Origin of the sequence: Nocardioides oleivorans (assembly GCF_004137255.1) — a bacterium.
Taxonomy (GTDB): domain Bacteria; phylum Actinomycetota; class Actinomycetes; order Propionibacteriales; family Nocardioidaceae; genus Nocardioides; species Nocardioides oleivorans.
Genome location: NZ_SDWT01000001.1, coordinates 1,973,664 through 1,998,911, shown reverse-complemented (window position 1 = coordinate 1,998,911; position 25,248 = coordinate 1,973,664). Strand labels below are relative to the sequence as shown.

The window sequence follows — 25,248 nt, the reverse complement described above, 5'->3', positions numbered from 1 at the left end:
TCCGTACCGGTGCGCGCGCTCATGTACGCTTTGTCGCGCTTGGGCAGGTAGCTCAGTTGGTACGAGCGATCGCCTGAAAAGTGATAGGTCGGCGGTTCGACCCCGCCCCTGCCCACAAGCCAGAAGGGCCCCGATCGCGTCCCGATCGGGGCCCTTCTGCATGTGCCGCCGGCACGTCGGGGTCAGCCGAAGCGGCCGTTGACGTAGTCGCTGGTGCGCTCGTCGCGCGGGCTGGTGAACATGGCCTCGGTGTCGCCGTGCTCGACGATCACGCCGGGGGTGCCCTGGGAGGCCAGGAAGAACGCGCACGTGTCGGAGACGCGCGCGGCCTGCTGCATGTTGTGCGTGACGATGACGATCGTGACCTGCTGGGCGAGGTCCTTCATCGTCTCCTCGATCACCCGGGTCGAGGTCGGGTCGAGGGCCGAGCAGGGCTCGTCCATGAGCAGCACGCGGGGCTTGATCGCGAGCGAGCGCGCGATGCAGAGGCGCTGCTGCTGACCGCCGGAGAGGCCGCCACCGGGGCTGTCGAGACGGTCCTTGACCTCGTTCCAGAGGCCACCGCGGACGAGACACTCCTCGACGAGCTCCTCCTTGGCCGACCTGCCCACCTTGGTGCCGGTGAGGCGCAGTCCGGCGATCACGTTCTCGCGGATCGACATCGCGGGGAACGGGTTGGGCTTCTGGAAGACCATCCCGATGTTGCGACGGGCGTCGGTGAGCTTCTTCTGCGGGTCGTAGATGTCCTCGCCGTCGAGCAGGACCTCGCCGGCGAGCGCCGCGGACGGCACCAGCTCGTGCATCCGGTTGAGGATGCGCAGGAAGGTCGACTTGCCACACCCGGACGGGCCGATCAGCGCGGTGATGCCCGAGGCCGGCATGGTCAGCGAGACCCGGTCGAGGACCTGGTGGTTGCCGAACCACGCGGTGATGTCGCGTGCCTCGAGGGCAGCCGGTCCGGTGCCCGGCCCGGAGGGGGCGGGCGGGGTGGTCGGGGTGGTCGGCAACGTGGTCTGCGTCATGGGGTTCTTCTTCGGTTCGTGGTGCGTGCGGAGGTGGAGGCGGGCGGCCGTCAGCGAGCCGCCCGCCTCCCGTTCGTGGGTGGTGCGGTCAGGAACGGACGGTCACGAGATGGTGATCGTCAGCTTCAGCTTGGAGGCCTTGAACGCCGAGCTGCCGGCGTACTCGACGACGAGCTTGTTCTTGCCCTTCTTCAGGCCCTTGATGTTCGTGACCTTGGCGACGCCGTTCTTGACCTTGCCCTTGGCGACGACCTTCTTGCCCAGCTTGATCGTGAACTTGCCGGCAGCCTTGCCGTCTGCGGACTCGGTGACCTTGATGGTGCCCGAGACCTTCGCGCCGGCCTTGTAGGACTTCTTGAAGGTCGACTTCAGCTTGGTCGGCGCCTTGGTCGTCGCCGGCGGGGTCACCGTGGTCGCCGCGACCGTCACCGGGGTGGCTGCCGACTGCGAGGCGAGGAAGACCGAGCTGCCGCTGGGAGCGAACTTCGCGACGACGGTGTGCGCGCCCGCCGCGATGCCGGTCAGCGCCTTGGTGGCCTTGCCACCCGTGAGCGGGACCGGGGTGCCGGTGGGGGTGGCCGCACCGTCGAGGAAGAACGAGACGAGGCCGTCGGCGACGGTGCTGCCGGAGGCGACCGTGGCGGTGAGGCTGAGCGCACCGGCCGAGGCGGAGGTGCCCGCAACGGTCGTGGTGGTGGCGATCTGCTGGGTCGCGAGGTTGGTGGTCGGGTCCTGGGTCGGGACGCCACAGACGCCGCCCTGGGTCTTGGGGAGCAGCTGCTCGAAGCCGGCCGCCGTGATCAGGGGCTTGGCCGCGGCCGAGCAGATGAAGCCGGCGTCGCCGAAGATCGCGGTGATCTCGGGCTTGGCGACGTCACCCTGGCGCACCACGTTGTAGAGCGCGCGAGCAGCGGAGAAGCCGCCCTCGATGCGGAGGGGCGCGCCGATGACCGAGTTCCGGCCGATGGAGAACGGCGCGACGGCGTTGGGGTCGTTCTGGACCTGGGCCGGGTCGTGCTCCTGGACCGAGGCCACGGTGCCGGCCAAGGTGACGTCCGTGCCACCGTTGGCGGCCTTGAGCTGGTCGAGGAAGAACGAGCGCGTGCCCGAGCCGCTCTGCGGGATCTTCGGGGCGATGACGCCCGCCGTGCCACCGAGCTGGCTCCAGTTGGTGACCGTGCCGGAGTAGATGCGCACCATGTCGGCGGGGCTGATCGACGCCGGCGCGTTGCTGGTCTTCGCGGTGGCCAGGGCCAGCGAGTCCTTGGCGAACGGGAAGGCTTGGAGACCGGCCTGCTTCTCTGCGGCGTTGAGGGCCGAGGACGAGCGCGCGAAGTCGATGTCGGTCTTGTTGCCGGCACCGTAGAGGGTGCTCTTGCCCGCGCCGGAGCCGTTGGGCCGCGTGGCCGCGGCCTCGTTGGGGAGGTTGATCGTCGCGGCGCCGCCCGCGGGGGCGGTGGCGTTCCAGCTGACCAGCTTGCCGGCCGGGTTGGAGGCGTTGTAGCCGGCGACGCCGGCGTTGCCGTCGGCGAGGTAGGCCAGCGCGAACTCGGAGGTGTCGGAGCCGACGCCGATGACGTCGGAGGCGGCGGGCGTGTACGGCGCCGCGGGGTCAGCCATGGCCGGGGCAGCGAGCGACAGCGACGCGGCCACGACGGCCGCGGTGCTCACGCCGGCAAAGAGCCTGCGAACAGACATGTTGTGTTCCTTCTGTGTGTGGTGCTGGTTGGGTGATGGCACTACATGAGGTTGGGCAGGAGCCGCATGACCACGTCGGTGGTGAGCCAGGCGACGGCGATCACGACAGGTGTCGTGACCACCCAGACGAGGGCAGTGGAGAACCGCTGCCGGGCGGCGATGACCCCGAGCGTCAGCGCCAGGAGCAGCCCCAGGCACAGCGTCAGCAGCGGCATGACCGCTCCGGACTCCGTACCCATCGCCTGCTCCGGTTCAGGGACCACGCGGGGCAGGCCCGCGGGGGTGGGGAACGCCTCGTCGGCCTCGGCGTCCACGTAGACGACCCGGCCCGGGGACAGCGACGGCAGCCGTGAGCCGCTCGCCTCCCCGCTCACCAGGACGAGCCGCGCGGCGCCGTCGGGACGGGGCTGGGGAAGCGGGTCACCGGCACGGCGTACGCCGATCACGCGGAAGCGGACCTCGCCCTGTGCCGTCGTGACGTTGACCTGGTCGCCCTCGACGAGGCTGCCGATGCGAGCGAAGGGGGCGCCGTACGTGCTCGCCCGGCCGAACACCGCGGAGGTTCCCTCCTGGCCCGGGAGCACGGTGTTGCGGAGGTGACCGGGACCGTCGAGGAGGTCACCGGACGCGGTGCCCTCCACCACGACCTGCTCGACACCGATGTGCGGGATCGAGAGGGTGGCGACGGGCTTGCCGACCTCGGTGACCGGACCGATCGGGGCGGTGGCGGCCGCCAGCTCGCCACGGAACTCGGCGTAGAGCCGGTCCTGGGCGCGGTCCTGCGCGAGCCCACCGAGGTAGAGCATCTGCGCGATCATCCAGCCGGCGACCAGGCACACCATGACCGACGTGGTCGACACGACGGACCAGAGGTCGTCACCCCGGGCAGGCGCCGGCGCGACGTCGGTACGGCGCGCGACCGAGGCCTTGTCGCCGCGTGCGGGGTCGGGCGCCGGGCCGGGTGCGGGAGGGCGCTGCGTCGTCATCGTCACAACCGCCTCCGCCGCAGGTGGCGCAGCCGGACCAGGTTCGCCGCGACGGCGCTGACGAGCGCGACGAGGAGGAGGAGCGGGAGCATCCGCTCGGCCACCGGGGAGGAGACCTCCGTCGTCGGCGGCATGGCCACGAGCTCCTGCTCGTCGGCCCTGCCGTCGGTCTTGTCGCCCTTGCCGTCGCCCTTGCCGTCGCCCTTGCCGTCGCCCTTGCCGTCGCCCGCGTCGGTGGGCTGCTCCTCCTCGGAGCCGCCGGTGCCCACCTCGGTCACGCTGCCGGGACCGGGGTCGGTGCTGCCTCCCGTGCCGCCGGTCCCCCCGGTTCCGCCGGTGCCCGAGCCGCCGTCACCGGACCCGTCGCCCTCGGTGACGCCCTTCTGGTCGGCGACCTCGGTCGCCACGGCCTGTGCCTGCTTCCACAGCGGCGCGGTGACGCCCGACCTGGTGATCGACAGGAAGCCGGGCGGGAGCTGTCCGTTGCCGTAGCCGCTCTTCTGCCCCTCGGTCGTCGAGATCCGGATGAACTCGGCCACCTTGGCGGCGTCGTCCTTCGGCAGGTTCGCCGTGCGCGCCGCGGTGTAGACGATCATCGTGCCGGGGTAGGCGTTGGCCTTGACGACCTCGGCCATGTCGAGCGTGAACGGGGTGTCGCCGTCCTCGGCGGGCTCCGCGAGGCGGATGGCGCGGGCCATGGTGCTCGGGGTGGGCGCCACGAAGTTCTTGCCGGTCGTCGCCAGCGCCGCCTGGGCCAGGCCCAGCCGCTCCGCGTCGCCGGTGGAGACGAGGCCCAGCATGAAGCGGGTGCCGACGCCCTGGCGGTCGACCCGTCCGATCTTCCAGGGGTCCGAGCTCGTCGCGCGGTCGCACTTGGTCTGCACGTTCGGCCAGGCGTCGAGCACGCCCTCGGCGATCTTGCGCAGCGACGTCACCGGTGCTGCGACCTGGGTGAAGTACGGAGCCGGGTTCTGCTGGTAGCACTCCTGCTCGGACGGAGCCACGTAGTCGTCGAGCAGCGGCCACTCGGGGGTCGGCAACGAGATCTTCTTGTAGCTCGGGTTGACCTTCATCCCCCACGGGTCGGCCTTGCCGTTCACGAAGGCCGCCGCGTCCTTGTCGTGGGCGATGTAGGACGTCAGCGACTGCATCACGTCGCTCCCCTCGGACAGCGACAGCATCGTCGCGGCGGCCTCGCGGGCGACCGTGTCGAGCCCGGGGTTGAGCTTCTGGAACTCCGGGTCGAGGTTGATCGACGTCGGGTTGGCGCTCATCCCGGGGTGTCCGCGACCCCGCTCGCTGGCGACGTAGGACTGCGTGAGGAGCTTGGCGATCAGGCGCGCGTTGAGCTTGAGGTCGGTGTACTCGCCGGCGTTGCCCGGCCGGTCGATGATGTAGCCGACCGAGAAGCCGGTGACCGCCGTCGGTGCGTAGGCCACCGGGTCGGCGCCCTTGGTGTCGTGCTCGCTCGAGACGAACGCCGCCACGCCGCCGCCGTTCTCGGCGAGGTTGAAGCCGGCCTCGTCGGACATCTTGTTGTGCTGGAACTTGAAGCGCTTCTTGTCCAGGCAGTAGGCCGGCGACCACTGGAGCGAGGCCTGGGCCATCAGCTCGGAGCCGTAGAAGCCGGTCGGCGCCCTCGAGTCGAGCACGTCGCAGGCGTCCGGGGGGAGGCCGAAGCCCAGGGGGATCGAGATGCGGTTGCGCCAGTTGGACGCGGACCACCACAGCTGCCCCGAGACGGCGAGATCCACACCCTCGTTGGCGTAGTTGCTCGCGCCGGACGCGAAGCGACCCGCCTTGGAGCACTCGCGGTCGTCGGTGACGCAGGAGATGCCGGTGATCGGGATCACCACGACCGAGCACGCGACGGTGTCCGAGCAGCCGAGCGACTCGTTCTCGACGTCGGTGCGGACCTCGAACTTCACCGACCCGTTGCCCTCGGTGTCGGAGAACGCGGCCATCTCGGCGGGCGGGAAGGCGGCGCCGACCGCGGCCTCGGGCGCCATCGTCTCGGCCGTGCAGGAGGCGTAGACCGTGCCGTTCGCGGCACGGAAGGGCGTGATGTGGGTGGAGAACGTCGGCGGGTCGTTGCACTCGGCCGGGGCAGGGACCAGGCCGCTCTTGGCGGCGCGGTCGGCCTCGGTGCCGTACGCGTCCTGCTGCCACACCGCCTGCGAGGCGTCCATCGACTGGCTGCGCTGGATGCGTGAGGAGGTCCAGCACGTCTCCGGAGACAGCTGCTGGTCGGGCGACAGGCTCGGGTCGTCGAGCCCGCGACACTGCAGGATGACGACCGGGTACTCCTGGAGCATCCCCAGCTCGCCGAACGGGCTCGCCGCGCGGCCGCCCGACGGGTGCGCACCGGTCCAGTCGATCTGGATGCGTTCGCGGCCGCGGAGCTGCGTCGTGCGGTTGGCCGTGACGGTGACGTCGCGCGAGTCGATCTCGATCTGCTGGCCGTCGAAGACGATCGACCGGGTGAGGTGCTTGGTCTGGGTGAAGGCCGGCTCGTCGTCGGCAGCCGCGGCGGCCGAGGTCGTACCGACGACCCCGAGCGAGGCGGGGAGGGTGACCGTGAGCCCCAGCAGGGCGACCGCCAGGAGGCGGGAGCGATCCAGGAGGCGCTTCATCGGGCCGCACCCCGACGTCGTACGCCGCGCGCGATGAGGAGTCCGGGCACGAGGATCAGGGCGAGCAGCTCGAGCGCGGCCAGCGCGCCGAAGGCACGGTCGTCGCCGGGCCGGCCGGCCGACAGCTCGGTGGGCGTGGCGTAGATCGGGTCGGTCGTGGTGCCGGCGGCGTCGGTCGTGCCTCCTCCCCCTCCCCCACCGCTGGTGGGGACGGTTTCGCCGGTGACCGGGTCGACCTCGGTGGGCGCGCCGGCGCCCCCGCCCCCGCCTCCGCCTCCGCCGTCACCGGTGGTCCCGGCGCCGCCGCCGTTCTTCGCGCCGCCGGTCCTGCCGTTGCCGGACCCGGAGCCCGAGTCGGCCGGCTGGCCCTCGTCGGTCGACGGCTCGCCGGTGCCGGTGGCCGTGCCGCACGGGCCCTGGCCCTCCTCGTCGCACGCCGCGGGCTGCGGGGCGATCTTGGCGAGGCGGTTCTCCTTGAGGTTGCCCGCGACGAAGGTCGGGTTGTTGCACTTGGTCGCGTCGCGGTTCTCGATGTCGACGGCCGGATCGGCGGCCTTGAGCTTGGCCAGCTGGGTGAAGCCGGCCTGCACGAGGTTGAGCGGCAGCGGCGAGTAGCCGTAGGGGCCGGCCTTGGCCTGGCCCTCGCACAGCGAGTAGTACATGAAGTCGCCCAGCGTCTGGCGCTTGGCGGTCGACATGCGCTGGTCGCTCGCGCCGGTCGGGATGATCATGTAGCTGTAGGACGAGAGCGGGTAGGCCCGCGGGTCGGTGGCGTTGTAGACGCCGTCCAGGATCTGCGTGAGGTAGAGCGGCGAGGACTGGTCCTCGTTGATCTTGGCCTTGGTCAGCGCCACCGCGACGTTGTACTGGGTCGGCTCGACGTAGTAGCCGCCCTCGTTGAGGACCTTGACGACCGGGTAGTCCTTGTTGAGCGGGTAGGCGTACTCGACGTAGCCGATCGTGCCGTTGCCGGCGAAGCCGGAGATCGTGTTCATGACCTGGTCGGAGCCCGACTGGGCGAGCATCCGGCCCTTGCGCGGGTAGTAGGACGTGAAGCCGCTCTTGCCGAAGTAGGGACGCCAGACGTCGGGGTACTCGGCGTCCATCCAGGTGGTCAGCTGCGCCGTCGTGCCTGAGCCGTCGGAGCGCACGACCGGCGTGATCGCGAGCTTCGGGAAGGCGCGGCCGTTGTTGTCCTCGGTGATGGCCGGGTCGGACCAGTCGGTGATCACGCCGGTGAAGATCTTGGTCAGCGTCTCCCCCGACAGGCGCAGGTTGCGGACCAGCTCGTTGCCGATCTTGAGCTGGTAGGTGAAGGCGGTGCCGCCGGCGACGATCGGCAGGTAGGCGAACTCGCGGCCGTTGCTGTTGTCGGCGTTGCCGAACTCGTCGACGCCCGGGTAGGGGATCTCGGAGATGCCGAAGTCGGTGACGTTCTGCGCGAAGTTCTTGCGGCCCTGCGAGGAGCCACCGCCGTTGTAGGTGACCTTCATGCCGAGCGCGTCGACGTCGGAGATCCACTGCTGCACGATGACCTCGGACCAGGTGGAGCCGGACCCCTCGATCTGGGCGTACGCCGCGCGCGGGGTCGCGTTGCCGAGGCCGTCCGATCCCGGCTCGTCGGCGTGGGCGGCGGCGCCGAGGCCGGACAGCGCCACGAGCGCGGCAGCCAGCACGACCGCGCCGAGGCGGTGGAAACGGTGGTTCATCAGGACTCCTCAGCGGTGCGCTTCGCGCGGGTCGTACGGCGGGGGCGGGCGCTGGCGCGCGGGGGACGGGCGACGAGGCGGGCGATCACGAAGAGCACCAGCACGAGGACGAGCAGGACGGTGGCGGCGGCGAAGGCGCGCTCGATGTCCATCGGCTCGGGGCTGCGCGCGCCCTTGAAGATGTAGAGGGGCAGCGAGTTCATGACGCCGTCGGTCGGGTCGGTGACGAAGAACGTCGCGACGCCCGAGGTCAGCAGCACCGGCGACGTCTCGCCGACGCCGCGGGCGACGCCGAGGATCAGGGCAGTCGCCAGACCCGGGCGGGCGGTGGGGAGCACGACGTGCCACACGGTCCGCCAGCGGCTCGCGCCCAGCGCCAGGCTGGCCTCGCGCAGGCCGCCGGGCACGACGCGGAGGACCACGTCGGCGGCGCGCGCGATGATCGGGAGCATCATCACCGAGAGCGCCATGGCGGCGGCGAAGCCCGACCTGGGGAAGCCGAGGGCGACGATCAGCACCGTGTAGACGAAGAGGCCGGCGACGATCGAGGGCAGCGCGGTCATCGCCTCCACGATCGTGCGGACGACGACCGCGAACCGGCCGCCGACCTCGGTCATGAAGACCGCGGTGCCGATGCCCAGCGGCAGGGTCACGGCGATCGCGATGCCGAGCTCGATGGCCGAGCCGAGGATCGCGTGGCCGATGCCGCCCCGGTCGAAGGGGTCGCGTGGTCCGACCCCGGCCATGTCGTCGATGAAGAAGTTGAGGTGGAGCAGCGGCTCCCAGCCGCGGTAGACCACGAAGACCACGGTGCTGACGAGCGCAGCGCCGACGACGAGGGCTCCCGAGGTGACGACGCCGCTGACCACGCGGTCGACCACGTCGACCCGGCGGCCGGTCATCGAGGTGGTGACCGCGCTCATCACCAGGCCCAGGACGAACCACGCGACGAGCAGCCAGGCGGGACCGGCCAGCGGCAGCAGCCGCTGGGTGACGATCCAGGCCAGTGCGAACGCACCCACCCAGGCGCCGACGACGGTGAACCTCTCCTCGGCCGTCGGCCTGCCGAGGCTCGCCCTCCGCACCGCCGGCGGGGCGTCGAGGTCGCGGACGGGCAGGTACGTCGTCGCGGTGCGGGTCGTCGTACCCGTCGCGGTCGTGTCGTGCGCGGTGCGGTCCTGCGTGGTGCTCATGCGTCCGTCCCCGCTCCCGAGCGGCTGCGCGACACGATCACCGCGGCCAGCGTGTTGACGACGAGGGTGATGAGGAAGAGCACGAAGCCGGCGGTGAGCAGCGCGGACAGCTGGGCGGCGCTCGCGTCGCCGAAGCGACCCGCGATCAGTGCGCTGACCGAGCTCGTGCCGACCTCGAGGATGCGCGGCTTGATGATGAAGTCGGGCGAGATGATCAGCAGGACGGCGATGGTCTCGCCGAGCGCGCGGCCCAGGCCCAGCATCGTGCCGCCGATGATGCCGCCGCGGCCGAAGGGCAGCACGACCGCACGGATCATCCCCCAGCGGGTGGCGCCGAGCGCGAGGGCCGCCTCCTTCTCACCGGGAGGCGTCTGGGAGAAGACCTGGCGCATCACCGCGCACGACATCGGGAGCACCATCATCGCGACGGCGATGCCGGCGCAGAACGCGCTGCCGATGTAGCGCGACTGGTCCCAGACGGCGGCGTCCGGGTCGGCGTCGACCGCGAAGAGCGGGATCCAGCCGAGGTTCTGGTGGAGCCACAGGCTGAACGCCGCCGCGTGGGGCATGACGAGGAAGTAGCCCCACATCCCGTAGATGATCGAGGGGACGGCGGCCATCAGGTCGACCAGCGAGACGAGGGTCGGCTTGATGCCGGCGGGGGCGTACTCGCTGATGAAGAGGGCGGTCAGCAGCGCCAGCGGGAAGGCGAACGCCATCGCGACGCCGGCGATCGAGACCGTGCCGACCAGCACCGCGGCGATGCCCAGGACGTCGGACTCCGGCTGCCAGGCGCTCTCGGTGAAGAAGCTCCAGCCGTAGCGCTCGAGGGTCGGCACGGACTGCCAGGCGAGGAAGACGCCGATGCCGCCGGTGACCACGAGCACCGTCGCGCCGATGGTGCGGGCACTGAGCTCGAACACCCGGTCGGCGCCGGTGGCCTTGCGGGAGAGCCGACGCGGTGTCGGTCGACCCGTGGGCAGGACAGAGTCCTGGGCAGGGAGAGTGGTGGTCACGGCTGACTTTCGAACGGACCCGAGGAGCTTGCTGACGGTGTGCGCTCCAGTCGGCCGGTGATCGAGGCGGCTGGTGAGCGCCGCAAGCATCAGGTGCCATTCGGAACGGATGCGCCGTCACAGGTGAACGACGGGCCAACGGTTGACCGTCACCGGAGGAACGAAATCGCCGGCATGGCCGATCCGGACCACCTCCTCCCTCCGTGGTGACCAGTGGTGCCGGTCCGGAAGGATGGTGGGGTGCTCCCCCGCCTCGAGGTCGTCCGTCGGCTGCGCCCGTTCGACCTCCTCGCGCCGGGCGCCGACCCCCACGCCTCCGGGACCAGTGCGCTCCCGCGCGTGGCGCCATACGTCGCCGCGACGGCCGCCGTGACGAGCGGCGAGGTGGCCCTCCACCTCGCCGGCCACCGACTGGCCGCGACCCTGGACGACGGGTCGGTGTCGCTCACGACCGCCGGACCCGACGGCGCGCGCGAGCTGCGCAGCCGGCGCTTCCACCGCGCGGTCGAGCCCACCGGCCTCGGCGTCACGCTGACCGGCACCCACCTGACGGCGTGGAGCCGCGAGGCCGACGGCTGGGTCGCGCGCGCCCGGCACGACCTCCGCGACGTCGTCGACACCCGCGACGAGGCCGCGCTCGCCGACCTCCACGTCTCGTTCCCCGGCGACGGTGGCATGGCCGGCGGCTTCGGCCAGCTCGGCCTGCGCGACGTCCGGTTCGTCACCGAGGAGGACGGCAGCCCGTGGCGTGACGGCGACGACCTGTTCCTGACCGCGACCTCGGCCGGGCCCGGCTTCTTCGACACCGCCCACACGAGCGTGTGGCGCCTCGACCCGGCCGGACCCACGCTCGAGCACTCGGCCGACCTCTTCTTCCGCCGGCCCGACCGACCCGGCGTCTTCGGCGACCACGCCACCCACCTGGTCCGCAGCTCCGGGGACGGCCCCGGTCGGTGGCTGGTGGCGACCAGTACGTGGGGCGACTTCGAGCAGCCGACCACGCGCGCCGGGCGTCGTACGGCGTCGGGGTTGCGGGTCACCCTCGCCGAGTCCGCTGCCAACCTGCTGCGAGGGACCCACGTGCTCGACACCCGCGAGCTGCCGCTGCCCACCGACGGCCTCGACTCGATCGCGACGTGGGACCCGCACCTCGTGCGGCGCGACGACGGATGGCTCGTCGGCTTCGTGAGCGCGAGGAAGTTCTTCGACTTCCACCCCGGTCTCGCCGGCGGACCGGCCCTCGACGACCTGCGCCTGCTCGGCGCGGCCACTGACCGCCGCGCGACGGAGGGCACGACGATCCTCGACGTCGACGGCCGGCTGGTGGTCCTGGCCAGCGACGGTCGTGACTCGCACCGGGGCCAGCGCGGTCGCTTCCCCGTCTTCGACCTGGCGATGGGCGAGGTCGGCGTGCTCGACGCGTCGTACCCCACGAACCTGCCGTGGCCGACCCTCGCGCGGGTCGACGACACGTGGCTGATGGCCACCTTCAACGGCCGGCCGGCGGGCGGGAAGCTCCTCGGCTACGGCACCCACGGCGACCTCGTGGTGATGCGGAGCACCTGATCTCGCAGGGCTACCCTGAGGTGATCGCGGTCACCACCCCTCGACCGCGCTGACCAGGCTCGCACACCCCGCGGCCGCCCCCACGAGAAAAGGATCCACAGCATGTCTGGAGCAGGCACTTCCGGAGTCGACGTCTTCGACCTCGGCAGCGAGCACGAGCAGGTCGTCTTCTGCAACGACCACGCGACCGGGCTCCGCGCCATCGTCGCGATCCACTCCACGGCACTCGGGCCCGGCCTCGGCGGGACGCGGTTCTACCCCTACGCCAGCACCGACGACGCGATCGTCGACGTGCTCAACCTCTCGCGCGGCATGTCCTACAAGAACGCGCTGGCCGGCCTCGACCTCGGCGGCGGCAAGGCCGTCATCATCGGCGACCCCGCCGAGCTCAAGACCGAGGCCCTGCTGCGCGCCTACGGCCGCTTCGTGCAGTCGCTCAACGGCCGCTACTTCACCGCCTGCGACGTGGGCACCTACTCCGAGGACATGGACCACATCGCCCGCGAGTGCGACTTCGTCACCGGCCGCACCGTCGCGCACGGCGGCGCCGGCGACAGCTCGGTGCTGACGGCCTACGGCGTCTTCCAGGGCATGCGCGCCTCGGCCGAGCACCTGTGGGGCGAGCCCACGCTCGCCGGCCGCACCGTCGGCGTCGCCGGGGTCGGCAAGGTGGGCAAGCACCTCGTGCGCCACCTCGTCGAGGACGGCGCCACCGTCGTGGTCACCGACGTGCACGCACCGTCGGTCGTCGCGATCCGCGAGGCCTTCCCGCAGGTGCAGGGCGTCGGGTCCACCGACGAGCTCGTCCGCAGCCAGCTCGACGTGTACGCCCCGTGCGCGATGGGCGGCGCGATCACCGACGAGGTGCTCGACGTGCTCACCGCCCGGGTCATCTGCGGCGCGGCCAACAACCAGCTCGCCCACCCCGGCATCGAGAAGCAGGTCGAGGAGCGCGGCATCCTCTACGCCCCCGACTACTGCGTGAACTCCGGCGGCGTGATCCAGGTCGCCGACGAGCTCGAGGGCTTCTCCTTCGAGCGCGCGCAGCAGCGCGCGTCGGGCATCTTCGACACCACGCGCAAGGTCCTCGCGCTCGCAAGGACCGACGGCGTCACCACGGCCGAGGCGGCGGACCGCCTCGCCGAGCGCCGGATGCGCGAGGTCGGCCGGCTGCGCGGCATCCACCTCTGACGAGCCCGACGCCAGGGTCGGCGCGTCTGCACAGGGCATCGTGCAGGGGCGCCGACCCGGCGTCGCTTCCGCGTGCAGCAGAGCAGAGCCTGGATCACCTGAGGGCGCGGTCGTACGCCCGCTCACCCGGGGTGCCGGGCGAGATGGTCAGGTGCGCTCAGTCAGTGCTCACGACGACGAGGATCGGCATAGTCCGACCACTCGTCCTCGTCCGGCTCGACGTCGGTCGTCGCCGGATGGGACTTGTCGTTCCCGTGCAGCTCATTCGCCAACGCGCCGAAGTCCGTCTCGTGAGTCCGGTACTTCAGGTCGCGTGCGACCTTCGTCTGCTTCGCCTTCGCTCGGCCGCGCCCCATAGGGTCGACCCCCTCGCACACTTGGCCGGGGCTGCCGAGGAGCACCTCGACGCGCCCGGTCTGATCGGTTACATATCGTGGGGACAACGCTACCTGAGCGGTGGGTGTTCCCGCACACCGTGGTCCGGCAATTCGTCACCGGGGCCCCGAAATTGTCACCAACCGGGGTGCTGGCCCTCGAGGACCACACGCCCGCCGTGGTCGGCGTCGCCGCGGACCTCGCCCGCGACCCAGGCCCGGATGCCGTGGCCGGCGAGCACGGAGATCGCCGTGTCGACCGACTCCGGGGCGGTCAGCGACACCATGCCGACGCCGCAGTTCAAGGTGGCCTCGAGGTCGGCCTGCGGCACGTCGCCCACGCGTCGTACGACGTCGAAGACCGGCTGCGGCGTCCACGTCGAGCGGTCGATGCGGGCAGACAGCTCCTGCGGCATCACGCGCTCGAGGTTGGCCGCCAGGCCGCCGCCGGTGACGTGCGACATCGCGTGGGTCTCGGTGCGGTCGGCGAGGTCGAGGCAGGCCTTGGCGTAGATCCGGGTGGGCTCGAGGAGCTCCTCGCCCAGCGTGCGGCCGAAGTCGTCGACCTGGCGCTCGACGGTCCAGCCGGCCTGGTTGAGCAGGACGTGGCGCACGAGCGAGTAGCCGTTGGAGTGCAGGCCGCTGGCCTCCATCGCGATGACCACGTCGCCGGGGCGGACGCGGCCCGGGCCCAGGAGCTTGCTGGCCTCGACCACGCCGGTCGTGGCGCCGGCGACGTCGTAGTCGTCGGGGTCGAGCAGGCCCGGGTGCTCGGCGGTCTCGCCGCCGATGAGCGCGCACCCGGCGACGACGCACGCCTCGGCGATGCCCTTGACGATGGCGGCGATGCGCTCGGGCACGACGCGCCCGCAGGCGATGTAGTCGGTCATGAAGAGCGGCTCGGCGCCGCAGACGACGAGGTCGTCGACGACCATTCCGACGAGGTCGAAGCCGATGGTGTCGTGGACGTCCATCAGCTGCGCGATCGCGACCTTGGTGCCGACGCCGTCGGTCGAGGTGGCCAGCAGCGGCGCCTCGTAGCGGGTCAGCGCCGAGGCGTCGAAGAGCCCGGCGAAGCCACCCAGGCCGCCGATCACCTCGGGGCGCCGGGCCTTCTCGACCCAGCCCTTCATCAGGTCGATCGCGCGGTCGGCCGCCTCGATCGAGACCCCGGCGGCAGCGTAGGCCCCTTCAGGTGCGGCGGGCTGGTCGGTCAACGGGGCTCCCTCGGTGGCGGTGCGGGTGTCGATCAGGGGTTGTTGAGGACCGGCAGCGCGCGGCCCATCGTCGGCGACTGCAGCGTCGCCTCGAGCAGGTGCTTGCCCAGCAGGCTCTCGTCGGGCAGCTCGATGGGGTACTGGCCGGTGAAGCAGGCCTGGCAGAGCTGGTCGGCCGGCTGCTTGGTGGCCTCGATCATGCCCTCGAGCGAGATGTAGCCGAGGCTGTCGGCGCCGACGCTCGCGGCGATCTCGTCGACGTCGAGGCCGTTGGCGATGAGCTCGGCGCGGGTCGCGAAGTCGATGCCGTAGAAGCACGGCCACTTCACCGGCGGGCTGGAGATCCGGACGTGCACCTCGAGCGCGCCGGCCTCGCGGAGCATCCGCACCTGGGCGCGCTGGGTGTTGCCGCGCACGATCGAGTCGTCGACCACGACGATCCGCTTGCCGCGGATCATGTGCTCGAGGGCGTTGAGCTTGAGCCGGATGCCGAGCTGGCGCAGGGTCTGGCTGGGCTGGATGAACGTCCGGCCGACGTAGGCGTTCTTCACGAAGCCCTGGCCGAACGGGATGCCGGACTCGGCGGCGTACCCGGACGCGGCGGGCGTGCCCGACTCAGGGACCGGCATCACGAGGTCGGCGTCGACGGGGAACTCGCGGGCGAGGCGGCGGCCCATCTCGACGCGCGCCTCGTGGACGTTGCGGCCGTTGATCGTCGCGTCCGGACGGGCGAGGTAGACGTACTCGAACACGCAGCCCTTGCGCTCCGGCTCGGCGAACTTGTGCGAGCGCAGGCCGTTCTCGTCGATCACGAGCATCTCGCCGGGCTCGACCTCGCGCACCACGCTGGCGCCGATGGTGGCCAGGGCGGCGTCCTCGCTGGCGACGACCCAGCCGCGGTCGAGCCGGCCGAGGACGAGTGGCCGGATGCCCTGCGGGTCGCGGGCGGCGTAGAGGGTGTTCTCGTTCATCCACACGAAGCAGTACGCCCCGCGCAGCTGCGGGAGCACCTCGAGCGCGCGCTGCTCGAGCGAGGTGTCGGGGTGGTGAGCCAGCAGGGCGGTGACGAGGCTGGTGTCGTTGGTGGCACCCTCGACGCCCTTGATGTCGAGCTCGCCGGCCGGGCCGGGCATGGCCGTGACCATGTCGCGGAGCTCGGCGGTGTTGATCAGGTTGCCGTTGTGGCCCAGCGCGATCGAGCCGTCGGCGGTGGGCCGGAAGGTCGGCTGGGCGTTGTGCCACGTGCTCGCGCCGGTGGTCGAGTAGCGCGAGTGGCCGATCGCGAGGTGGCCCTTGAGCGAGTCGAGCGTCGACTCGTCGAAGACCTGCGAGACCAGGCCCATGTCCTTGTAGACGAGGATCTGGCGGCCGTTGCTGACCGCGATGCCCGCCGACTCCTGGCCGCGGTGCTGCAACGCGTAGAGGCCGAAGTAGGTCAGCTTGGCGACGTCCTCGCCGGGCGCCCAGACGCCGAAGACGCCGCAGGCGTCCTGCGGGCCCTGGTCCTGCGGGTCGAGGGCCGTGGTCAGGCGGCCGTCGCCACCAGTCCGCTTGCTCATCTGGTAGGGCACGGCCATCAGTCTACGGGCGATCAGGGGCGGCCCACGACTCGACGCGACTGCTGCTCACCCACTGGTCACCCGAGGAGCGAGCGCAGCCGGTGGAGGGCGAGCCGGGCGGCGGCCCGCCCCGACGCCGGGAGGGGTACGACGTCGAGGAGCGGGTGCGGACGCGTCCAGGACGGGTCGGAGGGCAGGGCGCCCTCGGGACCGGCGTAGCGAGGCGTGCTCGCCCGCCCGACGGCCTCCTCGACGCCGAGGAGCGGGCCTCCGGTCGTGGGCGTCCACGTGTGCTCCGGACGGCAGACCATGTCGTGGCGCAGCGACTCGATGAGCGCGGTGACGGTGTGGAACGGCGCGGTCGTGGCGAGTGCGGTGGCGATGCCGACCAGGCCCGCCGGCGCGACGGGCGCAGGCACCCGGAGACGCGGCAGCCCCGCCTCGCGGGCGCACGCGCGCATCAGGTCGGGGTAGGGCAGGACGTCGGGCCCGCCGATGTCGACCGCACCGCTGAGCCGTCCGACGAGCGCGTCGTCGAAGGCCCGCAGGACGTCGGACACGGCGACCGGCTGGACGCTGCTGTGCATCCACGTGGGCACCGGCTGGACGAGGAAGAGCGTGGCGATCTGCCGGACGATCTCGTAGGACGTCGAGCCGGCGCCGAGCACGACGCCCGCCCGGAGGGCGACGGCGCGGTCCGTGGCGCCGAGCAGGATCCGCTCGACCTCCAGGCGCGAGGCGATGTGGGCGGAGAGCTGGGTCTCCGGCACGTCGGGGACGAGGCCGGAGAGGTAGACGAGGTGGTGCACGCCGGTCGCGGCCTCGGCCACCGTCTGCGCTGCCCACCGGTCGCGGTCGGAGAAGTCGGTGCGGTCGAGGGAGTGGACGAGGTAGACGACGGCCTCTGCTCCCTCCATAGCCTCGGCGACGGCGGCGGGGTCGGTGACGTCGCAGCTGATCGCCCGCACCCGGTCGTCCCAGCCGAACCGGTCCGGGTCGGGGACCGAGCGCGAGGCCGCGACCACCTCGTGGCCGCGCTCGACGAGGTGCGGGACCAGGCGGGAGCCGACGTAGCCTGTCGCGCCGAGGACGAGGACCCTCACGCCGCCTCTTCGCCGAGGTGCTGGAGGAGGTTGCGCGAGAAGACCGTGCCCATGTGCTTCACGACGGACGCCATCAGCCGCTCGACGGCCGGTCGCGCGAGGCCGGGCAGCGGGAGGTCGCACGCGATCTGGAGGTCGATGCTGACAGCCGTCCCGCCGGAGGCGTCGTCGGCGAGCTCGTAGGTGCCCATCACCGACGTCATCTCGTCCGGCCGCTCGGGGTCGTGGGTGAACCGGATCCGGTGCATCGGCTCGAGGTCCATCACCTCGGTGAACATCGGCGCCACCGAGATGCCGAGCACCGGCAGGGTGGCCATCCGCCAGGTCCACCGGTCGCCCTCGACGTCGATGCGGGTGACGTAGGGCGTCATCCGCGCGATCAGCGCGGCGTCGGTCAGGACCTCCCACACCTCGGCCCGGCTCGACTGCAGGACCGCGGAGGAGCGGTCGCGCGCACGGAAGGTCGCCATGTCCCCACGCTACCGACGCCGGCCTCGTGGCGACTCACCCGCGCAGCGGTGAGGGGGACAACTTTCCGAGCGTCGGACCCTGAGTCACCCACCGCTCGGGCGGAGGATCAGCGCGGCAGGGCGCCCAGGTTGCGCAGGAGGAAGGCCTCGGCCTTGACGACCTTCTCGAACTCGGCGAGGTGGAGGCCCTCGTTGGCACCGTGGGCGCGGGTGTCGGGGTCCTCGACGCCGGTGACCAGCACGCTGGCCTGCGGGAACGCCTCGAGGAACTCGGCGATGAACGGGATCGAGCCGCCGACGCCCATGTCGACGGGGGCGGTGCCGTCCCAGGCCTCGGCGAAGGCGGCCCGCGCGGCGTCGTACGCCGGACCGCTGGCGTCGATCTGCGTGGCCTCGCCGGTGTCGACGACGGTCGTGGTGAGGGTGGCGCCCCAGGGCGTGTGCTCCTCGAGGTGGGCCTGGAGGCACGCGACGGCGTTGGCGGTGGTGTCGCCGGGCGCGATGCGCATCGAGATGCGGCAGCGCGCGGCCGGGACGAGGGTGTTGGAGGCGCCCTCGACCTTGGGCGCGTCGAAGCCGGTGATGCTGATCGACGGCTTGGTCCACAGGCGCTCGACGATCGACCCGGAGCCGATCCACTCGATGCCCTCGGCACCACCGGACTCGGCGCGGAGCCGGGCCTCGGGGTACTCCACGTCGGCGGCGGGGCCGGAGTGCAGGCCCTCGACGGCGACGTTCCCGGCGTCGTCGTTGAGGCTGGCGATGAGGCGGCTCAGCGTCATGATCGAGTCGGGCACGAGCCCGCCCCACATGCCCGAGTGCACGGCGTGGGTGAGCGTGCGGACCTCGACGTCCATCCGGACGAGGCCGCGCAGCGACGTGGTGAGCGCGGGCTCGCCGATGTCCCAGTTGCCGGAGTCGGCGATGACGATGACGTCCGCGGCGAGGCGGTCCCGGTGGGCGTCCAGCAGGTCGACGAGCGTGTCCGAGCCGACCTCCTCCTCGCCCTCGATGAACATCACGAGGTTGACCGGGAGGTCTTCGCCGAAGATGCGCACGGCGCCGAGGTGCGCGGCGATGCCGGCCTTGTCGTCGGCCGCACCGCGTCCGTAGAGGCGGTCGCCGCGCTCGGTGGGCTCCCACGGCGGGGAGTCCCAGTCGGCGTGGTCGTTCTCCGGCTGGACGTCGTGGTGGGCGTAGAGCAGCACGGTGGGCGCGCCCTCGGGGCCGGCCTTCCTGGCGATCACGGCCGGCGGCGCACCGTCGTACGCCCTCACGATCTCGGTGTCGAAGCCCTCGGCCGCGAAGAGGTCGCGCGTCGCCTCGGCGCTGCGCTCGACCTCGCCGGCGCGGGCGGGGTCGGCGGAGACGGACTGGATGCGGACCAGGTCCTCGAGGTCACGGCGGAGGCCGGGCATGACCTCGGCGAGACGAGCGGCGATGTCGACAGTCATGTCACGACCCTAGCCGGGAGCGACGGAGTCGCTGACGGCGTGGGTCGGGAGGTTGAGCAAGCCCGCGGGTGAGCTTGCGAACCCGTGTCAGGCGCGTCGAAACCAACACCCTTCCTCTTACGAGTCGAGGGTCGCCCACTCGCCGCTGCGCTTCTCCATCATCAGCTGGCGCTCGGCGTCGTTGAACCCGAGCCGGCGGTAGATCCCGATGGCCTCGCCGTCGGTGTCGGCGACGATCACGAGACGGCGTACGTCGAGGTGGTCGAGCGCGTGCTGGCCCGCGGCGTGGACGACGGCCGCGGCCAGCCCCTTGCGGCGGTGGTCGGGGTGGGTCTCGACGCTCTGGTAGCGCGCGACGCCGTCCTCGGTGACGAAGATCCCGGCGGTGGAGACGACCACGTCGTCGACGAACGCGCCGAACCGCTTGCCGCGACCGGCGTCGACGAGCCGGCGCTCCTGGGCGTTCTTCTGCCGGGCGTAGGTCATGAAGGTGTCCTCGGGCGTCTGCGGGTAGAGCTGCTGGCTCAGCCGGGCGCGGCCCTCCCAGTCCTCGTCGGTCGTGACCTCGCGGACCTCGGCCTCGACCTTCCGGGGGAGGTTCACCCGGGAGGCGGTGAGGACCGTGGCGACGTCGACGACCAGGCCGGCCGCCTCGAAGGCGGCCCGCGCCTCGTCCGTGAGCTCGGCGGTGTCGATGCCGATGCTGACGTGGTCGGCCTCCGGGAACTCGGTGTGGAACGCGCCCACGACCTCCTTCTCGCCGCCGGGGACGGGCGGCTGGGCGAGGAGGATGAAGTTGCCCCAGAAGTAGGACGGGTTCTCCGGCGAGCGGACGACGAGGTGGGTGCCGCGGTCCTCGACGAGGCTCCCGGAGGAGGTCAGGAGGGCGAGGTCGGTGCGGAAGCCGAGTGAGCTGACGTGCATGGGCGAAACCTAGCCGGAGACGACGTTGACCAGCGGTTCGCCGGTCGCGCGGCGGCGGAGCTGGTCGCGGACGAGCGCGGCGATGCGGGGCAGCATCGCCGTCGTGCCGCCGGCGATGTGCGGCGTGATGAGAACGCCGGGGGCGTCCCAGAGCGGGTGCCCGTCGGGCAGCGGCTCGGGGTCGGTGACGTCGAGGGCGAAGCGGAGCCGGCCGGCCTCGCGGAGGACCGCCTCGGTGTCGACGACCGGTCCGCGCGCGACGTTGACCACGAGCGCCCCGTCGGGCAGCAGCGCGAGCGTCTCGGCGCCGAGCAGGCCGCGCGTGGCGTCGCTGAGCGGGACCAGGGCCACGACCACGTCCTGGTCGGGCAGCAACGAGTGCAGCTCGTCGATGCCGCGCACCCGGCCGACGAGGTCGTCGTCGCGCTCGCGGGTGGCGACGGCGGTGACGACCGCCTTCATCGGCAGCAGCCGCTCGGCGAGCGCGCGGCCGATCGAGCCGTAGCCCAGGACCATCACCCGCGAGTCGGCGAGCGAGCGGCGCATCTTGTCGGTCTCCCAGTGGCCGTGGCTCCGCACGGCCTCGGGGATGCCACGGAGGCTGGCGAGGACCAGACCGACGGCGTGCTCGGCGGTCGCGTCGTCGTGCACGCCGCTCGCGTTGCAGAGCGTGACGCCGACCCGCAGTCGCTCCAGCACACCGTCGTACCCCGCGCTCTGCAGCTGCACGACCTTCAGGCCCTGCAGCCGGCCGGCCTGGTCGAGGACACCGGCACTGGTCGCGTAGTGCGGGACCCAGAGGTCGACGTCGCCCTCGGGCGGCGGACCGTCACCGTTCCAGACCGCGACCTCGACGCCGTCGACCGGGCCGACGGCGTCGGCGAGCGTGCGGGAGGAGATGACGGCCTTCACTGCGGTGCTCCATCGGTCAGGGGGAGGTACGGGGACAGGTCGGTGCGCTCGCCGCTCGCGGCCACCTTGCCGGAGTCGACCGCCTCGGCCCACGTCGTACGACCGGTGGCGACCGCCAGCCATGTCTCGGCGTCGGTCTCGATGACGGCCGGCGGCGTGCCACGCGTGTGGCGGACGCCCGGGATGGCCTGGACCGCGGCGAAGGGCGGGACGCGCACCTCGACGGACCTGCCGGGCGCGCGGGTCTCCAGGACGGCGAGGTAGTGCTTCACGCGAGCCTTCACGTCCGCGGACTCGAGCTCGGCTGCGGTCAGGACCTTGAGGCGTGCGGGCACGTCACCAAGTTATGCGATGGAGTCGAGGACCTTCACGCAGGCCGCCCAGGCGTCGCTGGTGGGGTCGATCACCCCGAAGTGGCCGCCGGTGACCTCGACCAGCGTGGCCTCCGCGCCCGCGGACGTGGCGGCGTCGACGTAGGCCTCCGACTGCTCGACGGGCACGACGTCGTCGTCGCTCGCGTGGACCGCCCACACCGGCACGTCGAGCGGCACCTGGGTGAGCGGGTCTGCCTGCTCGTAGGTCGTCGCGTCCGGGTCACCGAGGAACGCGAGCGCGGCGTCGGACCCGAGGTGCTGCGCGACCGCGGCCGCCAGGTCGACGACCCCGGCCTGGCTGACGACGTGGGTCAGGGCCGGCCCGCCCGCCCACCGGTCGAAGCGCCCGCGGGCACCGGCCCAGGTCGCGAGGTGGCCGCCGGCGGAGTGTCCGAGCGTGACCACCGGACCGTCGACGCCGGTCGCGACCGCACCGATGGCGGCGTGGACGTCGTCGAGGGTCTCGGGGAAGCCGCCGCCGTTGCCGACCCGGCGGTACTCCACGTTGGCGGCCGTCCACCCGCGACCGACCAGGTCCTCGGCCAGCGGTGCGCCGTAGTCGGCGCCGTACTGCGCCTTCCAGAAGCCGCCGTGGATGACCACGACCAGCCCCCGGCTCACGCCGTCCGGCGTGTGCAGGTCGACCCACTGGCTGGGGTCGTCGCCGTAGGTGATCCGCTCCACGCCGTCGCGCTCTCCGCTCACGGTCCCCACCCTGCCCGACGGGCGGTCGGAGCAGGCGGCCAGGGCCGCGGTGGCCAGCCCGACGGCCGGGAGGGCGAGCAGGGTACGACGACGCATGCCGGTGGTTCGGAGCCGCGCGTCGGACCGATCGGTCCGCGCCGGCGTGGTCACTCCTCCGTGCCGGGTCCGGGGTGTGAGGTGCTGTCGGCGTCGGGGTAGGGCTGGACGACCTGGAGCAGCAGGTACGTCCGGCGCTCGGGGTCGCGCCCGCGGGTCCGGTCGGCCCAGGCGTCGATCAGGTCGTCGACCTCCTGGCGCAGCTCCTGGGCCTCCTCGTCGGTGAGCTTGAGGACGTGGTCGGAGGTCGAGAAGACCCCGCTCCCCTTCGGTCGGTCGATGACGAAGGTGCGGTCGATGACGGCGTGCATCCGGGCGAGCTGGCTGGACCGGAAGACCTCGACCGCGGCACGCCCGCCGGGCTCGTCGGCCATCGAGCCGAGGTTGACGGTGTAGCCCGCGGGCGCGGCCGCGCGCCACACGCGGTCACGCTTGTCACGGGCCTCCTCCGGCGCCTCCTCGACCAGGCCGTACTTGGCGAGCTGGCGCAGGTGGAAACTCGCCTGGTTGGCCGGGATGTCGAGCAGGCGGGCGATGTCGGCGGCGCGCACCGGACCCGACGCGGCGAGCTCGTCGAGGATCCGGTTGCGGACGGGGTGGGCGATCGCGCGCAGCACGCGGGGATCGCCCAAGGGTCGGGACTCGGCCATGCGCGCACCCTACCGAATTGCGCACGCACTATTGCGCAACACAACGTGCGCAACATATGGTGCGGATATGCCCGGATACCGCCAGCTCTCGAAGAACCGCGACTTCACCGTCCTCTGGATCGGGGACACCGTCAGCGAGCTCGGCAGCGCGCTGTCGATGTTCGTCTTCCCGCTCATCGCCTACGCGCTGAGCGGTTCGGCCCTCACCGCGGCGGTCGTCGAGGCGGCCTACCTCGGCGGGCTCTGCGCCACCCTGCTGCCGGCCGGGGTCCTCGCCGACCGGGTCGACCGCAAGCGGCTCATGCTGGCGTCGAGCGCGGCGGGCTGCGCGGCGTACACCTCGCTCGCGGTCGCCGGCGCGAGCGGCCACCTCACGCTCCCCCACCTCGTCGCCGCCGCTCTCGTGTCGGGTGTCGCGGCGGGCGTGTTCAACCCCGCGCAGATGTCGGCGATCCGGTCGGTCGTCTCGACCGAGGACCTGCCGACCGCGCTCAGCCAGAACCAGGCGCGCCAGCACGTCGCCTCGCTGCTCGGCGGGCCGCTGGGCGGAGCGTTGTACGCCGTCACGCGCTGGCTGCCGTTCGCCGTCGACGCGGTCACCTTCGCGATCGCGTGCGTCACCGTGAGCCGGGTCCGGACCGACCTGTCGGCCCCGCACCGCACCCGTGAGCCGCTGCGACAACAGCTCACCGAGGGCTTCCGGTTCATGTGGGCGCGACCGTTCTTCCGGACGCTGATGGCGTGGTCGTCGCTGACCAACTTGGTGACCAACGCGATCTTCTTCGTGGTCGTGCTGCGGATGGTGCAGGAAGGCGTGCCAGCCGCCCAGATCGGCCTGGTCTCGACCGCAGCCGGCGTCGGCGGGATCCTCGGCGCGGTGCTCGCGCCGACCCTGATCCACCGGCTGGCGACCGGGCGGCTGACCGTCCTGATCGGCTGGATGTGCTGCCTGCCGCTGGTGCCCCTCGCCTTCTCCGCCAGCGTGTGGACCGCCTGCGTGAGCACCTTCTTCCTGCTGCTGCTCAACCCGGTCGGCAACGCCGGCATCGGGTCGTACCGGATGGCCGTCACGCCCGAGCACCTCCAGGGTCGCGTCGGGTCGACCAGCCAGTTCGTGTCGATGTCGGTGATGCCGCTCGCCCCGCTGCTCGGCGGCTACCTGCTCGAGCACCGGGGCGGGACCTTCGCGATCGGGGTCCTCGTCGTCGCGACCGCCCTGCTCGCCGTGCTGCTCACCTCGAGCCGGACGATCCGCTCGGTGCCCAAGCCGTCGGAGTGGGTCATCGAGCCGGCAGCGCCGGTGCTGGCTGCCTAGCCCGCGGTCGCCGCCGTGGTGGGGCAGGGAGTCACCGGATATCCGGTGACTCCCCCGCTTGTCGGCCCAGATCTGGGTGCCGAACCGGGAGACTCGGGTGCCAAGTCCTCATCCGACGCGCGAGAACCGGCCGCCCACCTCGGCGACCTTGTCGGCCAGCTCGACCGGCGACTCGACCGTGAAGTCCGCCCCCGAGCCGGCGAGCACCATGACCGGCCAGTCGAGGTCGTCGACGTTCATCTCCAGGACGCAGCCCGCCCCGTCGGGCGTCACCGTGCCCCAGCGACCGACCCGGGCGGCGAGGTCGTCGGCTGCCATCGCCAGCCGCACGCGTACGGCGTAGCGCTGGGGCATCCGCCGGATGCCCTGCTGCACGAAGGCGAGCGCGTCTCCGCCGGGCAGGTCGCGGGGGCGGAACCGCTGGCCGGTCGGCTCCGGGTCGGAGATCCGGTCGAGTCGGAAGCTGCGCCAGTCCGTCCGGTCGCGGTCCCAGGCGACGAGGTACCACCGCCGGCCGATCGAGACGAGCCGGAGCGGCTCGACCCGACGGTGCGTCACCTCGGCCTCGCGCGCGGCGTAGTCGAAGCGCAGCATCTCGCTGTCGCGGCAGGCCTGCGCCAGCGTGGTGAGGACGGCCGCGTCGAAGACCGGTGCTCCCTCCCACGGGCCGGGCGAGTCGGTCTGGCTCGCGACGGCGTCCATCTGGCGGCGCAGGCGGGGCGGCATCAGGGACAGCACCTTCGACAGCGCCTGGACCGACCAGTCGTCCATCCCCGCGACGGCGCCGGCGGCCGCCGTCCGCAGACCGACGGCGATCGCGACGGCCTCCTCGTCCTCGAGCAGCAGCGGCGGCAGCGAGCCGCCGGCCCGCAGCTGGTAGCCGCCGGCGGCGCCGCGGACGGCGTCGACGGTGTAGCCCAGCTCGCGCAGCCGGTCGACGTCGCGGCGCAGCGTGCGAGCGCTCACCTCGAGGCGGTCGGACAGCTCCGGACCCGGCCAGTAGCGGTGGGTCTGGAGGAGGGACAGCAGTCGCAGCATCCGTTCGCTCGTGCTCATGTCTCCAGAATAGTTCCGAATGCGG

General features: G+C 72.1%; 22 protein-coding genes and 1 tRNA gene. 4 read left to right on the top strand and 19 right to left on the bottom strand.

What is annotated here, in order from left to right; translation table 11 throughout:
- Positions 1-41: 41 nt before the first annotated feature.
- Positions 42-115, top strand: a tRNA-Phe gene (locus tag EUA93_RS09475).
- Positions 116-182: 67 nt separating this feature from the next.
- Here EUA93_RS09475 and EUA93_RS09470 read toward each other — a convergent pair.
- The 7 genes from EUA93_RS09470 to pstC all read right to left on the bottom strand — a co-directional run bounded on the left by EUA93_RS09470 (position 183) and on the right by pstC (position 10,257).
- Positions 183-1,022 carry a phosphate ABC transporter ATP-binding protein gene (locus EUA93_RS09470; RefSeq protein WP_129399902.1) on the bottom strand — a complete coding sequence of 280 codons (840 nt, stop codon included), beginning with the start codon at positions 1,020-1,022 and terminating at the stop codon, positions 183-185.
- A 102-nt stretch (positions 1,023-1,124) separates the two neighbouring features.
- Complete coding sequence (locus EUA93_RS09465; protein ID WP_129399901.1) at positions 1,125-2,720, bottom strand: Ig-like domain repeat protein; 1,596 nt, start codon at positions 2,718-2,720, stop codon at positions 1,125-1,127.
- Between the two features lie 41 nt (positions 2,721-2,761).
- Positions 2,762-3,706 carry a sortase gene (locus EUA93_RS09460; protein WP_129399900.1) on the bottom strand — a complete coding sequence of 315 codons (945 nt, stop codon included), beginning with the start codon at positions 3,704-3,706 and terminating at the stop codon, positions 2,762-2,764.
- A gap of 2 nt (positions 3,707-3,708) precedes the next feature.
- Positions 3,709-6,339 (bottom strand): hypothetical protein, encoded by a 2,631-nt coding sequence (locus EUA93_RS09455; RefSeq protein ID WP_129399899.1) that lies wholly within the window; start codon positions 6,337-6,339, stop codon positions 3,709-3,711.
- Positions 6,336-8,048 (bottom strand): substrate-binding domain-containing protein, encoded by a 1,713-nt coding sequence (locus tag EUA93_RS22205; RefSeq protein WP_129399898.1) that lies wholly within the window; start codon positions 8,046-8,048, stop codon positions 6,336-6,338. The genes EUA93_RS09455 and EUA93_RS22205 overlap by 4 nt, the downstream gene beginning before the upstream one ends.
- Positions 8,048-9,241: a phosphate ABC transporter permease PstA gene (gene pstA, locus EUA93_RS09445; RefSeq protein WP_129399897.1), complete on the bottom strand. Its 1,194-nt coding sequence runs from the start codon at positions 9,239-9,241 to the stop codon at positions 8,048-8,050. The genes EUA93_RS22205 and pstA overlap by 1 nt, the downstream gene beginning before the upstream one ends.
- On the bottom strand, positions 9,238-10,257 hold the full coding sequence (gene pstC / locus EUA93_RS09440; RefSeq protein WP_242497306.1) for a phosphate ABC transporter permease subunit PstC: 1,020 nt from the start codon (positions 10,255-10,257) through the stop codon (positions 9,238-9,240). The genes pstA and pstC overlap by 4 nt, the downstream gene beginning before the upstream one ends.
- A gap of 240 nt (positions 10,258-10,497) precedes the next feature.
- On the opposite strand from pstC, the gene EUA93_RS09435 reads away from it, so the two are divergent.
- Both EUA93_RS09435 and EUA93_RS09430 read left to right on the top strand, forming a co-directional pair.
- Positions 10,498-11,823 carry a hypothetical protein gene (locus tag EUA93_RS09435; RefSeq protein WP_129399895.1) on the top strand — a complete coding sequence of 442 codons (1,326 nt, stop codon included), beginning with the start codon at positions 10,498-10,500 and terminating at the stop codon, positions 11,821-11,823.
- A 102-nt stretch (positions 11,824-11,925) separates the two neighbouring features.
- Positions 11,926-13,014, top strand: coding sequence for a Glu/Leu/Phe/Val family dehydrogenase (locus EUA93_RS09430; RefSeq protein WP_129399894.1), 1,089 nt, complete (start codon positions 11,926-11,928; stop codon positions 13,012-13,014).
- 161 nt (positions 13,015-13,175) lie between these two features.
- Here the strand turns inward: EUA93_RS09430 and EUA93_RS09425 are convergent, their stop codons facing one another.
- The 11 genes from EUA93_RS09425 to EUA93_RS09375 all read right to left on the bottom strand — a co-directional run bounded on the left by EUA93_RS09425 (position 13,176) and on the right by EUA93_RS09375 (position 22,852).
- Positions 13,176-13,370: a DUF3073 domain-containing protein gene (locus tag EUA93_RS09425; RefSeq protein ID WP_129401175.1), complete on the bottom strand. Its 195-nt coding sequence runs from the start codon at positions 13,368-13,370 to the stop codon at positions 13,176-13,178.
- 155 nt (positions 13,371-13,525) lie between these two features.
- A complete protein-coding gene (gene purM, locus EUA93_RS09420) occupies positions 13,526-14,605 on the bottom strand; it encodes a phosphoribosylformylglycinamidine cyclo-ligase (protein ID WP_129399893.1) in 1,080 nt (359 codons plus the stop codon).
- Positions 14,606-14,637: 32 nt separating this feature from the next.
- Positions 14,638-16,182 (bottom strand): amidophosphoribosyltransferase, encoded by a 1,545-nt coding sequence (purF, locus tag EUA93_RS09415; protein ID WP_242497305.1) that lies wholly within the window; start codon positions 16,180-16,182, stop codon positions 14,638-14,640.
- Positions 16,183-16,241: 59 nt separating this feature from the next.
- Positions 16,242-17,267 (bottom strand): NAD(P)H-binding protein, encoded by a 1,026-nt coding sequence (locus EUA93_RS09410; protein WP_165355106.1) that lies wholly within the window; start codon positions 17,265-17,267, stop codon positions 16,242-16,244.
- Positions 17,264-17,737 carry an SRPBCC family protein gene (locus tag EUA93_RS09405; RefSeq protein WP_129399891.1) on the bottom strand — a complete coding sequence of 158 codons (474 nt, stop codon included), beginning with the start codon at positions 17,735-17,737 and terminating at the stop codon, positions 17,264-17,266. Before EUA93_RS09405 ends, EUA93_RS09410 begins: the two co-directional genes overlap by 4 nt.
- Before the next feature lie 107 nt (positions 17,738-17,844).
- Positions 17,845-19,191, bottom strand: coding sequence for a dipeptidase (locus EUA93_RS09400; protein WP_129399890.1), 1,347 nt, complete (start codon positions 19,189-19,191; stop codon positions 17,845-17,847).
- A 117-nt stretch (positions 19,192-19,308) separates the two neighbouring features.
- Positions 19,309-20,115: a GNAT family N-acetyltransferase gene (locus EUA93_RS09395; RefSeq protein ID WP_129399889.1), complete on the bottom strand. Its 807-nt coding sequence runs from the start codon at positions 20,113-20,115 to the stop codon at positions 19,309-19,311.
- 9 nt (positions 20,116-20,124) lie between these two features.
- On the bottom strand, positions 20,125-21,027 hold the full coding sequence (locus tag EUA93_RS09390; protein ID WP_207208798.1) for a 2-hydroxyacid dehydrogenase: 903 nt from the start codon (positions 21,025-21,027) through the stop codon (positions 20,125-20,127).
- Positions 21,024-21,362, bottom strand: a complete 339-nt coding sequence (locus EUA93_RS09385; protein ID WP_129399887.1) for a sterol carrier family protein — start codon at positions 21,360-21,362, stop codon at positions 21,024-21,026. Before EUA93_RS09385 ends, EUA93_RS09390 begins: the two co-directional genes overlap by 4 nt.
- 9 nt (positions 21,363-21,371) lie before the next feature.
- Positions 21,372-22,202: an alpha/beta hydrolase gene (locus EUA93_RS09380; RefSeq protein ID WP_129399886.1), complete on the bottom strand. Its 831-nt coding sequence runs from the start codon at positions 22,200-22,202 to the stop codon at positions 21,372-21,374.
- Between the two features lie 50 nt (positions 22,203-22,252).
- Positions 22,253-22,852, bottom strand: a complete 600-nt coding sequence (locus tag EUA93_RS09375; RefSeq protein WP_129399885.1) for a winged helix-turn-helix domain-containing protein — start codon at positions 22,850-22,852, stop codon at positions 22,253-22,255.
- A gap of 67 nt (positions 22,853-22,919) precedes the next feature.
- Here EUA93_RS09375 and EUA93_RS09370 point away from each other — a divergent pair, with 67 nt between their 5' ends.
- Positions 22,920-24,167, top strand: a complete 1,248-nt coding sequence (locus EUA93_RS09370) for an MFS transporter (RefSeq protein ID WP_129399884.1) — start codon at positions 22,920-22,922, stop codon at positions 24,165-24,167.
- Between the two features lie 108 nt (positions 24,168-24,275).
- On the opposite strand, the gene EUA93_RS09365 is transcribed toward EUA93_RS09370, so the two are convergent.
- The gene (locus tag EUA93_RS09365) at positions 24,276-25,223 is read right to left on the bottom strand and encodes a helix-turn-helix transcriptional regulator (protein ID WP_207208644.1); all 948 of its coding nucleotides are present in this window, start codon (positions 25,221-25,223) and stop codon (positions 24,276-24,278) included.
- Positions 25,224-25,248: the final 25 nt, after the last annotated feature.